This is a genomic window from Serratia sp. H1w, assembly GCF_000633355.1.
Classification (GTDB): Bacteria; Pseudomonadota; Gammaproteobacteria; order Enterobacterales; family Enterobacteriaceae; genus Chania.
In genome coordinates, this window is record NZ_AYMQ01000063.1 from 87,082 (window position 1) to 100,286 (window position 13,205).

Consider the following 13,205-nt stretch of genomic DNA (forward strand, 5'->3'; position numbering starts at 1 on the left):
CCTCCTGGCAAGCGTTCAGCGGTAGATCCCCACTGAAGGCGCATCGCCGACATAGCCGAAGCCGCGATACATCCCTTCACTGTTAAACGGCAGTGCAACGTTGCCAAAACGATCGATGGCGATCAGGCCGCCGCTGCCGCCCATTGCCAGCAGTTTTTCCATCACCACCTTATCGCTGGCCTGTTGCAGGGTGAGACCGGCATATTCAATCAGTGCCGCAACATCGTACGCCGCGACGGTGCGCATAAAGATTTCACCGGTACCGGTACTGGAAACCGCAACCGTGGCATTGTTGGCATAGCAGCCCGCGCCAATAATCGGCGTATCGCCAATGCGCCCTGCCGCCTTATTCGTCATACCACCGGTTGAGGTGGCCGCGGCCAGATTACCCAAGGCATCCAGCGCTACCGCCCCCACGGTGCCAAATTTGCGATCGGGATCCAGCGGGTCATCGCTCAGCGCCGCCGCACCATCATGATCGAGCAATACTCGGCCCTGCTCCGCCTGGGCGCGGTGCAATTGGTCAAAACGTTCCTGAGTAAAGAAGAAATCCGGCTCGACCATTTCCAGGCCGTGATTGGCGGCAAACCTTTCTGCCCCTTCGCCGCCAAATAGCACATGGGAACTGTTTTCCAGCACCGCACGCGCGGCCAATATCGGGTTGCGGATCCGGCTGACGCCGGCGACTGCCCCTGCGTCACAGGTGCGGCCATCCATCACGCAGGCATCCAGTTCATGGGTGCCCTGATGGGTGAATACGGCCCCTTTACCCGCGTTGAACAGCGGACACTCTTCCAGCAGTCTTACCGTTTGCGTTACCGCGTCCAACGCGCTGCCGCCCTCGGCTAAAATAGCCTGTCCGGCAGCCACAATATCGGACAGCGCCTGAATATAGTGTTGTTCCTTCTCAGCACTCAATGCCGCACGGCTAATTGCGCCCGCACCGCCATGAATGGCAATCACTGGTTTGCTCATTGACCTGACACCTTGGTATACCCGCGGCATTTCAAGCTGCTACAGCATGAAAAGGGAGGGAGAGTTATTATTTGGTCTTTTTCGACTATATTTAGCCCGGCAATCGATGTAAAGCACAAACTGACTGCCAAGCATTAAGCGTAGCCTGCTTAGACTCTTTTGTGCATTGAAAGAGCTAAACGGTATAAAAACAGGATGTTATCTGGCTTTTATTTAACAACGGAGAGATTTTTACCCCGCCAGGAAACAACCCGGCCTACTCGTGCTTTATAAGCTTTCCCCCACCAACCGCATCGTAATTCAGCGCCTGCAGCTCAATGAAATATATTCAGAAACCCGACCCCGGTTGACGCAGAAATTCCTGCTCCTCAAAGGTAGATTCCCGGCCTAATATCTCGTTGCGATGAGGGTAACGGCCAAAACGATCGATTATCGCTTTATGGCGTAATTCAAATTCCAGCTGATTGCCATTATTCAACTGGCTAAACAGCACCACCGCCTGCTGGTGGATCAAGGCGGATTCGGAATGCATAAAAGGCAGGTAGAGGAAGCCGCGCTGCTCAACCGACAAGGTTTCGCATAGCCCCGTGGCAATCGCTTCTTGCGCTAATACCAGAGCCATACCGTCGCAAGCAAAGGAGCGTGGCGTATTGCGGAACAGGTTACGGCTGAACTGATCGAGCACGATGATTTCCGCCAGCCTGCCGGTGATAGTAGCCCGCCAATGCGCCAGCTCTCCCTGAGCCGCCGCCTGCCACAGCTGGCCGAAGCGGGTATGTAGCAAACGGTCGAACTCATCGTCCTTTTTAAACCACATGACCGGGTCAATTTCTGCGAACCAAAAATCCAATACCTGCTTATGCATGGTTGTCTCCTGTTAGTGATTACCTGAGGCCTCAAGCATTTCTTCCCTTCGGCGTTATCTGCCATAATAGCGAAAAATTCGCGCACGCTGATTACGGAGTTTTATTTATGGATCATTGTCATACTTCTGACCTCATTTCTCTTGAGCAGGCACTGGAGAAGATGCTCTCCCAGATCGCCCCCCTGCAACAGAGCGAATCCATCGCCTTGACCAGCGCTGCCGGGCGCATTACTGCCACCCCGGTTGTTTCCCCCATTGATGTCCCGCCCTTCGCCAATTCGGCGATGGACGGCTACGCGGTGCGCCTGAATGACCTGAACGGCAACACGCCATTGCCGGTAGCGGGAAAAGCCTTTGCCGGTGCTCCGTTTAGCGATGCCTGGCCTGCCAATACCTGCGTACGGATCATGACCGGTGCGCCAATTCCAGCCGGTGCGGATGCGGTGATCATGCAAGAACAAGCCGAGGTTACGGAGGCTGGAGTGCGTTTCAACGCACCGGTAACCGCCGGGCAAAATATCCGTTTGGCAGGTGAAGATATCCTGCGCGGCGCGAGCGTACTGCCTGCCGGAGTAACGCTGGGGGCCGCACAGCTGCCCCTGCTGGCCTCATTGGGTGTGGCCGATGTCCAGGTGATGCGTAAGTTAAAAGTCGCGGTGTTCTCTACCGGTGACGAATTGCAACCGGTCGGCCAGCCGCTACAAGCCGGGCAGATCTACGACACCAACCGTTTTGCCGTACGCCTGATGCTGGAACAGCTCGGCTGCACGGTGATCGATTTGGGCATTATTCGTGATAATCAGGAAGCCTTGCGTGCAGCGTTTATCCAGGCGGATAGCGAAGCGGACGTGGTGATCAGCAGCGGCGGGGTGTCCGTTGGCGAAGCGGATTACACCAAGCAGATGCTGGATGAACTGGGTAAGGTCAGCTTCTGGAAGCTGGCAATTAAACCGGGCAAGCCTTTTGCCTTTGGCAAGCTTCAACATGCCTGGTTCTGCGGCCTGCCCGGCAACCCGGTCTCCGCAGCGTTGACCTTCTACCAGCTGGTACAACCGCTGCTGGCCAAACTGGCCGGTCACACCGAATGGCAATTGCCACCACGCCTGAAGGCCCTCGCCCTGACGCCACTGAAAAAATCGCCGGGCCGCCTCGATTTCCAGCGCGGTATTTTCAGCAGCAATGCCCAAGGCGAGCTGGAGGTGAGCACCACCGGCCATCAGGGTTCCCACGTGTTCAGTTCGTTCAGCCAGGGTAACTGCTTTATCGTGCTGGAACGTGAACGTGGCTCAGTGGCCGCCGGAGAAACGGTAGAGATCGAACCTTTCAATGCGTTACTGAGGAACTGAACATGCTGCCGGAATTAACCGATGCGGAAACGCTGCGCTACAACCGCCAGATCGTACTGCGAGGTTTCGACTTCGACGGTCAGGAAAAGCTAAAGGCCGCGCACGTGCTGATTATAGGGCTTGGCGGGCTAGGCTGCGCGGCAGCGCCCTATTTGGCGGCCGCTGGCGTCGGCCATCTGACGTTGGTTGATTTCGACACCGTTTCCCTCTCCAATCTTCAGCGCCAAATCCTGCACCGGGATGAACGTATTGGCATGGCGAAGGTCGTATCCGCACGCCTCGAGCTGAACGCCATCAATCCGCATATCCGTATTGATACACTGGATATGCAGCTGGATGACGAACAAATGGCAGCGCAGATTGCCGCAAGCGACGTAGTGCTGGACTGTACCGATAACGTGGCTACTCGCGATATGCTCAATCGCCTGTGCCATGCGCAGCGCAAACCGCTGGTATCAGGGGCCGCCATCCGCATGGAAGGCCAGCTCAGCGTCTTTACCTATCAGCCGGAACAACCTTGTTATCGTTGCCTGAGCAGGCTGTTTGGCGAAAACGCGCTCACCTGCGTTGAAGCTGGCGTGATGGCCCCGTTAGTGGGCACGATCGGCACGTTACAGGCGATGGAAGCCATTAAGCTGTTGGCCAACTATGGCCAGCCTTTGGTAGGTAAGTTGTTGATGTTTGATGCGATGAGCATGCAGTTTCGCGAGATGAAGCTGCCGAAGGATCCGCGGTGTGAGGTGTGTAGTCAAGATGCCCCCCCTCACCCCAGCCCTCTCCCAAAGGGCGAGGGGGCTGATTAGCGCTCTTGATTAGCCACTGCGGCTTCGGTAGCTACAACCAGCAACATCAAACTCGAGAGGTTCCCTCTCCTTGCGGAGAGGGTTAGGGTGAGGGGCGTACAGTAAGACTCAAAGGGATCAGGCAATACCCTGGCTACGCAGATAGTCTTCGTAGTTGCCGGTAAAGTCGACCACCTTGTTCGGCGTCATTTCCAGAATGCGGGTAGCCAGCGAGCTAACGAACTCACGGTCGTGGGAAACGAAGATCAGGGTACCTTCATACATTTCCAACGCCATGTTCAGTGACTCGATGGATTCCATATCCATGTGGTTGGTCGGTTCATCCATGATCAGGATGTTCGGGCGCTGCATCATCAGCTTACCGAACAGCATGCGGCCTTTCTCACCACCGGACAGCACTTTTACGCGCTTCTTGATATCGTCCTGGCTGAACAGCAAGCGGCCGAGAATGCCACGTACCGCCTGCTCATCGTCTTTTTCCTGCTTCCACTGGCTCATCCAGTCGAACACGCTCAGGGTTTCATCGAACTCGTATTCGTGATCCTGTGCGTAATAACCGATTTTGGCGTTTTCCGACCATTTCACGCTGCCGTTATCCGGCTGCAACTCGCCTACCAGCGTTTTCAGCAAGGTTGATTTACCGATACCGTTAGCACCCAGGATCGCCACCTTCTCGCCCACTTCAACCATCAGGTTGAGTTTGCTGAACAGCGGGCCGTTGTCGAAACCTTTGGCCAACGCTTCTACTTCCAGCGCGTTACGGAACAGCTTCTTGTCCTGCTCAAAACGGATGAACGGGTTCTGACGGCTGGAGGCTTTCACCTCTTCCAGCTGGATCTTGTCGATCTGGCGGGCACGGGAAGTCGCCTGCTTGGATTTGGAGGCGTTGGCGCTGAAGCGGCTAACGAAGGACTGCAATTCGTTGATCTGCGCCTTCTTCTTGGCGTTGTCAGACATCAGACGCTCACGGGCCTGGGTAGCCGCCGTCATGTATTCGTCGTAGTTGCCTGGATAGACACGCAGTTCGCCGTAGTCCAGATCCGCCATGTGAGTACATACCATGTTCAGGAAGTGACGGTCGTGCGAAATGATGATCATGGTGCTGTTACGTTCGTTCAGCACCTGCTCCAGCCAGCGAATGGTATCGATGTCCAGGTTGTTGGTGGGTTCGTCGAGCAACAGGATTTCTGGATCAGAGAACAGCGCCTGAGCCAACAGCACACGCAGTTTAAAGCCGGGAGCGATCTCGCTCATCGGGCCATAATGCTGTTCTACCGGAATACCCACGCCGAGCAGCAACTCACCGGCACGTGCTTCTGCGGTGTAGCCGTCCATCTCGCCATAGGCCACTTCCAGATCGGCCACTTTGTAGCCGTCTTCTTCGCTCATCTCCGCCATGGCGTAGATGCGGTCACGCTCTTCCTTCACTGCCCACAGTTCGGTGTGACCCATGATCACGGTGTCCAGCACGCTGAACTCTTCAAAAGCGAACTGGTCCTGGCGCAGTTTACCCAGACGCTCATTCGGATCCAGGAACACGTTACCGCCGCTCGGCACCAGATCGCCGCCGAGGATTTTCATGAACGTCGATTTGCCGCAGCCGTTGGCCCCGATCAGACCATAGCGGTTACCGCCGCCAAACTTGACAGAGATGTTTTCAAACAACGGCTTACTGCCGAACTGCATAGTGATATTGTTACTTAATAGCAAAGGATATACTCTTATAGAAACGTGATTTTGGACACATTATGCCACAACAGAACAACGGGATCGCCTACAGTTATGTTCGCTTTTCAAGCAAGCGGCAAGAATTGGGTGACAGCCTGCGCAGACAGACGGAAATGGCTGAAGATTACGCCACCAAAAATGGCCTGAAACTCTCCAGCAAAAACTTTCAGGATCTTGGTATCAGTGCCTTTCGTGAAGGTAAACGTGCCTCTCTTGTAGACATGCTTGCAGCCATTGAAGAAGGCCAGATCAGCGCAGGTTCAACAATCATTATAGAAGCACTAGACCGCCTTTCACGACGAGGTATTGATGCCACTCTAGAAACGGTCAAAGAAATTCTTCGCAAAGAAGTTCAGGTCGTCAGTCTGTCTGATGGTCTGCTACTAACCAAAAGCAGCCTTAACGATCTACAAAGCGTTATCCGTATCGCCGTAGCTGCCGATCTCGCCCATAAAGAATCGGAACGAAAAGCTGTACGTCTAAGAGAAACCAAAGGCCAACAACGGCAAGCCGCACTGGCTGGTAAACCCATCAATAAAGTTTTGCCCTTTTGGTTGCAACGCACTACCGATGGGTATGAACTTGGCGACAAAGCCGAGATTGCCAGGCAAATCGTCCGTCTCAAGCAGGAAGGCAAAGGTAGTAACATGATTGCCAAAACGCTTAATAAGCAAGGCACTGCTGGCATCCGTGCTTCTCAGTGGAATCATGCATCAATAACCAAAATGTTAAAAAACCCTGCTTTATATGGTGCATATCAAACGGGTGAAACGACTAAAGAAAGGGAACTGGTCAAACTTGATTTAGTTGAAGGATACTACCCTTCCCTAATCAGTAAAGAGGACTGGCTGTTACTGCAATCGGACCAAAGCAAATCCAAACGGGGACGCCGTAGTGCTGATAACCCTTATAGCGGACTATTACGCTGTGAATGCGGTGGCGCATTAATAAAAAGAAAACACACCGTAAAAGGGAAACTGTACGTTTATCACGGATGCTTGAATGCTAAAGATGGTCGGTGCTCGCAAAACATTTCAATCAAAGGGTTAGATGGTGCGTTAACGACTATTCTTGGTCGGTTAGAGTTCAAGAAAAAGCCTTCACTCGACCAGTCAATCCATCAGGAAAGGCAACTACTTGAAAAGCGCATTAGCGATCTGAATAGTAAACTACAAACTCTGGACAACATTCCTCTATCTGTAATCAAAAGCATCGGTACAATGGAAAATAGAGTAAAGGAAATTACCGAGCAGATTACAAAAGATGCGCGAGAACAGCGTGGCATTGACGCAGTTCAAAATGAGAAACTCTCTAGCATTACTGATGGCTTAGAGCTAAACCTTTTGCTAAAAAGGGTACTGAAAAACATTACTGTCACTCGTTCAGGAAACGGATGGGTCGTAAAGATTCTTCACCTTTCAGGCCATAAGCAGAATTTCTTAATGGTTGATGGTGAAATCAAGTTTATGAGTGATACCATTGCACTACAGAAGCTATTGGCTGGATTCCGTGAAGAGGAAGAAACAGCAAAGTAAATTAACTAACAATATGTATTTCCTTCTATCTGCAAGATATAATTTACAGAAAGGAGGAAAACATGACAATTTTTGCTTATACGAGAGTATCCAAGGCCGATAACGAAACCGGCACTACCGATAACCAAATCACGCTTATTGAATCGCAGTTAAAGATCGATACCGTTTACTCTGATGTTAACATCTCAGGTTCGATACCTTTCCAGAAACGTCCAGAAGCACAAAAGTTAGTCAATGAATTAAAACCCGGCGATACTATCGTTATTGCCAAGTTGGATCGTGGCTTTCGTGATACTGCTGATTGCCTCAATACCGTTAAATGGCTCCAACAGAAGAGAGTGACGCTGAAAATTTTAGATATCGCGCTTGATGTATCAACGCCGATTGGTGAGATGATTCTAACCATCATGGCCTCTGTAGCTACATTTGAGCGTAAACGCATCGCAGAGCGCATCAAAGACGGATTCAGTAATGGCCGTAACAATGGTAAAAGCTATGGGTATAAGATCGAGGCGGTTCGGCAAGCAATAGCCCTAAAATCATCTGAAAGGCGTCAGGCGACCTTGGAACGATACACTACAATAGTTAATCATCTTAAGAATAAAATCGCTCAGGGAGCCACTGAGGCTCAAATGCTCGCTCATCTGACAAAAGTGGGGCATCCTGTCTCTCGTACAACATTACGCAAAGCCTTAAACCGCTAAGGCGGTTTAGACGACACAAAGAAAAACAGATAAAATACAATATTATCAATGGATTATGTTTTTTTTGCAGATTGTATAGAATTTTTAGAGAATCAAAAAAGTGTGCTATCATCTTTATAATGCCTTTCCACCTATTACAACCGCCGACATTATATAACACTTTATAAAATATTTTTCATGAGCTTATTCGCTTTAAAATATCTAATGTTATAATGAATCTAGGTTCTTACCATTACAACTAATACTACCTGCCAAGTAAAAAGATTAGAAAATACGTGGCTCGCCACTGCGTCGTAGACGCATAACTATATATTTTGTATTTCTTTTCGCTTTACAATACCTGATGTTATAATGAATCTAGGTTCTTACCGTTACAACTAATATTACTTGCCAGGTAAAAAGATTAAAAATAATGTGGCTTGCCACAGCGTCGTAGACGCATAAACAAATCATCTTTAATTATTTACATGGCCTAATAAAAGGCCATGTGCCATTATCTATTACCAGCTACCAATAGATCGCAAATCGTTCTCATTTCTTGAGTATTTACCTTACTATCGATATTATCCACGGTCATATTCCATAATCCATTATAGACATTATTTCTTAACCTACTGAACTCACGTGTCTCATTCTTCTTAGCTGAATCTTTTCTCCAAATATTCATAACATCAATCATCATCGCATCAGCACATCGTAAGACATAGTTTGATCTATTCATATCTTGATACTGAGTTGAATACTCATTACCATCAACGGAAATAAAATCGTTACTAAAGTCGGATAGTTGTAGTTTACCTTTAGTAACAGTTGGTTTCGGTTGTTTCACAGAGTTGTTATTTTCATTAATCTGGTTAGCTACTTTTGTATATTCAGACAGAAATTGAATATGCTCTGCATAGAGCATATTCAGTTCATCAACAGATTTAGCACTGTCTCTTTTTGTTTTAATCCATCCTCGCTGAATTTCTTTCAGGTTGTTATCTTTCTTACTTTTATATAGATTAGTCATTGCAGAGTTAAGAGCACTTAACGCTTTGTTATCACAGATCATATGCTCTACAGCGGTAGAAGCTTTTAAGCAATCAAATCCGGCAGCACTTACGTTTAGTGATACTGATAGAATAGAAAAGTAAAAAAATTTCTTTATCATCGGTATTTTTTCCATTTTTAATATTACCTCGGTGCAAAATATATCGTTCACCATATACATTTAAGAAATTGTGGTATAGTTCTGACCATAATTTATTCAACATCAACCTATATGTTATATCGAATAAAATAGCCAAAGAAATCGTTGTAGCCAAAACTCAATTTGCCGATTTCAACATTACCTAACAATAAATATAAAATAATAATTGATACGAAGAGAAATCCAACGATAGAAAAGAAATCCTTGAACGGCGTTTTCGACGACCGAATTGTTTCTTTGTTGCCTTTCCAGATGTTACCTTCCCAGAGTTCAGATTGCTTCTGAGATTCATCTTTATCACTCTTGTTCATTTTTTATCCTTTTTTTACTAAAAATTAACATTTTGTCTACCGAGTAACTGGTGCTGCTCGGTAGACAGCCTTTCTTGTACTTGTACTTCCACTCTCGTTTCTATGGTAACGCACACACAAATACTAAGTAATACTTAGCTAAATGTACAATAAAAAGAAACTTACATGGTAGTTAACCGATTGTTAAACAGAATTTTGCGCCCAGAGTCAGGCATTCAGAAAAACAGGTGACGTAAACAACTCTCTGTTCCTCCCGATCCTGGGCATACTTGCGCAAACCTTTCAGAGTAAAATGAGTTGTTCAGATCAACATAGCCGATGAAATCGAACATCGAAGGCCAGCGCGTCAGAACTAATTTCTGAGAGTTAACAGCTTGTGTTCTTTTCGTTAATTGTTAAAATCATTATCTTACTAAGTAGTACTTAGTAAAAAAAAGTTGAATAACTAAGAAAATCTTAGCCAAAGCTTTTGGTTGAGGTTTGTATGCTGACAAAACGATTAAAAGAGGCTCGCCTTAAAGCAGGACTCTCGCAGGAGAAACTTGGTATACTTGCTGGGATCGACGAAGCCTCAGCCAGCGCCAGGATGAATCAGTATGAGAAAGGGAAGCATACCCCTGATTTTGAAATGGCGTGTAATCTGGCAAAAGTGCTTGAAATTCCAGAGAGTTACTTTTACACAAAAGATGATTTGATGGCTCAAATGATACTCATTTTTCATCACCTAGACCAACAACATAAAACTGAAATAATTAACATAGCCAATAATACTGTAAACAAATAAAATCTGATGGGCTCAACTAACTGGCAGTGAGACCCATGAGAGAAATGGGTAACAGTAGAAGAAGGTTCACAGATTAATACCTCAATACTCAACAGATGCATCATCATAAAGCCATTAATCAAGCATCAGAGAAAACAGCTACCTAATACCTGTAAGAGGGCATCTTTGTCTGTACAGGTCTTGCTTTTAAATTTTTCAAAATAAATACAATAAGTTATGATTTAAAATTTCAAAAATGCACTATATCCCTGTTCAAATAAACAGGTATGGATATTCAGTGGGCCTGGAAATAAAAACAGTGGATTAATGAACAGGCTTTATTAGTCACTGTATCGATTTTAGTCTGTTGCATTATTAAGAAAAAATTAGGTATAGTGAAGTTAAGGAGAAAATGGCTGACTACAGGGGTATGTCATGGAACAGAGACAAACAAACGATTCTAGTGAATCACTAAAAGGATCTATTTATCAATTCTATCATGTTGTAAAATTTTGCTCATCACTACGTGAGGGGCAAAGAATATACATCGAGAAATTTGGTGATATTACCATATCGCATTCAGCCCAAATTGAAATAAAGAAATATAGCGATGCCCTTACAGACTCTCATGAAAATCTCTGGAAAACTCTTAACAACTGGTTAGACGATAAATTTGATGTAAATCATTATAACGTTCTTATATTGCTGACAACTCAGAGTTATGGTGTAAATAGCCTTCTGAAAGGGTGGAATATTTTAAGTAAAGATGAAAAGTACAAATTACTAGAAACAATCCACTCTCACTCTAATCATAATTTTATTTCTTCAGGTAAAGAAAATAAAAGTCACTCTTTAATATTAATGGAAAAGGTTTTAGCAAAAAAACACAAGGGTAAGCTAGATACTATATTAGGAATATTCTCTATATTAGATAGTGAGCCAATGTTAGATAAACAATATAGTGAACTATTGGAAACTTGTGCTCATGGGATTATCAAGGAAAAAAAAGAACTGTATATACAAAATTTACTCGGTTTTATAATTTCTCCTAACATTACTAACGGAACCTCTGGATGGTGCATTACATACGAAGAGTTAGAAAAACAAAGAGTTGCTTTAACATCTGAATATTGTAAAGGTTCGGTAATATTCCCTAAATTTCATCTAAGAAAGTCTAGAGAGGAGGATTATACTAACATTGATAATAAAAGTAATTACGTAATAAAAATAGAGGATATTTCCTACACCGAGGTTATAGAGTCAGCTAAAAGATGCTATATATCAGCTAAAAAGACAATTACCGATGAGTTAAGTCAAGGTGTGTATTATCAACGATTTATAGATTATGATATATCTATTCTAGAGAATTTCCAAAATGCATATCGCCGAAAAAAAAGAACGTTAGCAAATAATTGTGAAATTGGACACTGTCAAGATTTTTACGATGAAATACATTATGAACCATCTATAGGCATTGATGGGTTTTCAGAAGTTCCAAAAGACTTTAAAAATGGCGTTATCCATATGCATTTGGATGACGAGGATAAAGACTTAAGCTGGAAATTTTAATGAGTTCAATTATTAAAAATCTATCAACACTCCACTATAGCCCTATAATATTAAAAGACGTTATTGGTTTATTCTATAAAGATATTGAGAGCACAAAAAACAATATTCTTCTTTCATATCTTATACTCCCTTTCTATTGTAATGAAAAGACATTTTCATTCTTTAAGAACGCACGGAGAAGTAAGTCAACGGGGGGGTTGACTAGCTCATTAATAACTTTTAATGCTAAGAAAGAAAATACGTCCGGGCTAGCCGAGAAGATTATAGAGTTTAAAGCCCTAACAAATACTTGCATACAGATAATAGTCGATTCTGATAGTGCTATTATCTATGATAATATGTCTTTAAGAGTTAAAGACTTCAATATCGATTTAGACAGTAACAGAAAAAAGGCCATCTTGAACATGGCTGAGATATTAACCGAGTTTGATGTGGTCAGTACATACCGAATGCTAGGGATAAGAGAAATATGAGCTGCTTCATTAAATATATCGGCGTTATTGACGTTGATAACAGATTACACTCTATAAAATTAAATCGTGGATTGAACATCATCACTGGTAAGTCATCTACAGGTAAGAGTGCACTGATAGAGATCGTAGATTATTGTTTTGGCTCCTCAGAGGATACTATCCCTGTAGGTGTAATTACAAACGTTGCAGATTATTATTTTGTCGTACTCGATTTTGGAGCTTGTGACGTTGTTATTGGTAGAAAGAACAACTCTAACTACGTTTTTCTTAGGGAAATTAAATCAATATCAGATAACGATGGAATACCAGAAATTGATATTTCCTTTTTTGAACATAAATTCCTACTACAATTATCTGTGTTCAACAAGGAACTGGGTCGATATTTTGGTATAACGATGACATCCGTAAATGAGTCTATCGATAACTCGTTTTCATATAGAAAGCCAACTCCGTCAATACGTAGTTTCATGTCCTACATGCTTCAACATCAGAATTTAGTTGCTAATAAACATGCACTATTCTATAGATTCGATGAGAAGTCTAAGCGAGAACAGGCAATAGAGCACTTGCCTATTTTTCTTGGTATTGTTAATCAAAACTATTTTGTTCTTTTACAAGAAAAAGAAAGCATAACAAGTAAAATAAAAAAACTTAATTACTCAATACCCAGAAAAAAACAAGAGAAAGAAAGGAAGATTGCCGAGATAAATATTTTACTCGGTCTATATCGCAATGCTTCAGGTAATAATTTATGTGAAGCTACAGCAGAGCAAATTGTTTCTGCACCTGCGCTATGGTTAGATAAGATCCGAGAAGTGAAAGTTGAAACAAACACGGCTTCCAACGAACATTACATTCAATTAAAAAATTTTGAAACTGAGTTATCTAGCGCTTTATTAAACAAAAGGGAATTAGAAAGACGGTCATGTATTCAATGTGTA

General features: G+C 44.7%; 12 protein-coding genes. 8 read left to right on the top strand and 4 right to left on the bottom strand.

Annotation, left to right across the window (positions count from 1 at the left end; all coding sequences use genetic code 11):
* Positions 1–15 precede the first annotated feature (15 nt).
* Together U869_RS0116020 and U869_RS0116025 are read right to left on the bottom strand one after the other, a co-directional pair.
* Positions 16–975 (bottom strand): isoaspartyl peptidase/L-asparaginase family protein, encoded by a 960-nt coding sequence (locus U869_RS0116020; RefSeq protein ID WP_025119545.1) that lies wholly within the window; start codon positions 973–975, stop codon positions 16–18.
* A 328-nt stretch (positions 976–1,303) separates the two neighbouring features.
* Positions 1,304–1,840 (bottom strand): DUF924 family protein, encoded by a 537-nt coding sequence (locus U869_RS0116025; RefSeq protein ID WP_025119546.1) that lies wholly within the window; start codon positions 1,838–1,840, stop codon positions 1,304–1,306.
* 107 nt (positions 1,841–1,947) lie between these two features.
* Here U869_RS0116025 and moeA point away from each other — a divergent pair, with 107 nt between their 5' ends.
* Positions 1,948–3,186, top strand: a complete 1,239-nt coding sequence (gene moeA, locus U869_RS0116030) for a molybdopterin molybdotransferase MoeA (RefSeq protein ID WP_025119547.1) — start codon at positions 1,948–1,950, stop codon at positions 3,184–3,186.
* A gap of 2 nt (positions 3,187–3,188) precedes the next feature.
* Positions 3,189–3,989, top strand: coding sequence for a molybdopterin-synthase adenylyltransferase MoeB (moeB, locus tag U869_RS0116035; protein WP_025119548.1), 801 nt, complete (start codon positions 3,189–3,191; stop codon positions 3,987–3,989).
* A 117-nt stretch (positions 3,990–4,106) separates the two neighbouring features.
* On the opposite strand, the gene U869_RS0116040 is transcribed toward moeB, so the two are convergent.
* Positions 4,107–5,699: an ABC-F family ATPase gene (locus U869_RS0116040; RefSeq protein WP_071998246.1), complete on the bottom strand. Its 1,593-nt coding sequence runs from the start codon at positions 5,697–5,699 to the stop codon at positions 4,107–4,109.
* 38 nt (positions 5,700–5,737) lie between these two features.
* Here U869_RS0116040 and U869_RS0116045 point away from each other — a divergent pair, with 38 nt between their 5' ends.
* Together U869_RS0116045 and U869_RS0116050 are read left to right on the top strand one after the other, a co-directional pair.
* Positions 5,738–7,252 carry a recombinase family protein gene (locus tag U869_RS0116045; RefSeq protein ID WP_025119550.1) on the top strand — a complete coding sequence of 505 codons (1,515 nt, stop codon included), beginning with the start codon at positions 5,738–5,740 and terminating at the stop codon, positions 7,250–7,252.
* 62 nt (positions 7,253–7,314) lie between these two features.
* A complete protein-coding gene (locus tag U869_RS0116050; protein WP_025119551.1) occupies positions 7,315–7,956 on the top strand; it encodes a recombinase family protein in 642 nt (213 codons plus the stop codon).
* Between the two features lie 493 nt (positions 7,957–8,449).
* Here U869_RS0116050 and U869_RS0116055 read toward each other — a convergent pair whose 3' ends face one another.
* A complete protein-coding gene (locus U869_RS0116055; protein WP_025119552.1) occupies positions 8,450–9,124 on the bottom strand; it encodes a hypothetical protein in 675 nt (224 codons plus the stop codon).
* Positions 9,125–9,943: 819 nt separating this feature from the next.
* Between U869_RS0116055 and U869_RS0116065 the strand changes: the two genes are divergently transcribed.
* The 4 genes from U869_RS0116065 to U869_RS0116080 form a co-directional block, all read left to right on the top strand.
* Positions 9,944–10,243 carry a helix-turn-helix transcriptional regulator gene (locus U869_RS0116065; RefSeq protein ID WP_025119554.1) on the top strand — a complete coding sequence of 100 codons (300 nt, stop codon included), beginning with the start codon at positions 9,944–9,946 and terminating at the stop codon, positions 10,241–10,243.
* Between the two features lie 414 nt (positions 10,244–10,657).
* Complete coding sequence (locus U869_RS0116070) at positions 10,658–11,791, top strand: hypothetical protein (protein WP_025119555.1); 1,134 nt, start codon at positions 10,658–10,660, stop codon at positions 11,789–11,791.
* On the top strand, positions 11,791–12,264 hold the full coding sequence (locus tag U869_RS0116075; RefSeq protein ID WP_025119556.1) for a three component ABC system middle component: 474 nt from the start codon (positions 11,791–11,793) through the stop codon (positions 12,262–12,264). The genes U869_RS0116070 and U869_RS0116075 overlap by 1 nt, the downstream gene beginning before the upstream one ends.
* A partial coding sequence (locus tag U869_RS0116080; protein ID WP_025119557.1) for an AAA family ATPase occupies positions 12,261–13,205 on the top strand: 945 nt, incomplete at its 3' end. The genes U869_RS0116075 and U869_RS0116080, both read left to right, overlap by 4 nt.

Excerpts from the sequence above, each read along its gene's own strand:
- U869_RS0116020 (WP_025119545.1), bottom strand. The coding sequence starts at position 975 with ATGAGCAAACCAGTGATTGCCATTCATGGCGGTGCGGGCGCAATTAGC.
- U869_RS0116025 (WP_025119546.1), bottom strand. The coding sequence starts at position 1,840 with ATGCATAAGCAGGTATTGGATTTTTGGTTCGCAGAAATTGACCCGGTC.
- moeA (WP_025119547.1), top strand. The coding sequence starts at position 1,948 with ATGGATCATTGTCATACTTCTGACCTCATTTCTCTTGAGCAGGCACTG.
- moeB (WP_025119548.1), top strand. The coding sequence starts at position 3,189 with ATGCTGCCGGAATTAACCGATGCGGAAACGCTGCGCTACAACCGCCAG.
- U869_RS0116045 (WP_025119550.1), top strand. The coding sequence starts at position 5,738 with ATGCCACAACAGAACAACGGGATCGCCTACAGTTATGTTCGCTTTTCA.
- U869_RS0116050 (WP_025119551.1), top strand. The coding sequence starts at position 7,315 with ATGACAATTTTTGCTTATACGAGAGTATCCAAGGCCGATAACGAAACC.
- U869_RS0116055 (WP_025119552.1), bottom strand. The coding sequence starts at position 9,124 with ATGGAAAAAATACCGATGATAAAGAAATTTTTTTACTTTTCTATTCTA.
- U869_RS0116065 (WP_025119554.1), top strand. The coding sequence starts at position 9,944 with ATGCTGACAAAACGATTAAAAGAGGCTCGCCTTAAAGCAGGACTCTCG.
- U869_RS0116070 (WP_025119555.1), top strand. The coding sequence starts at position 10,658 with ATGGAACAGAGACAAACAAACGATTCTAGTGAATCACTAAAAGGATCT.
- U869_RS0116075 (WP_025119556.1), top strand. The coding sequence starts at position 11,791 with ATGAGTTCAATTATTAAAAATCTATCAACACTCCACTATAGCCCTATA.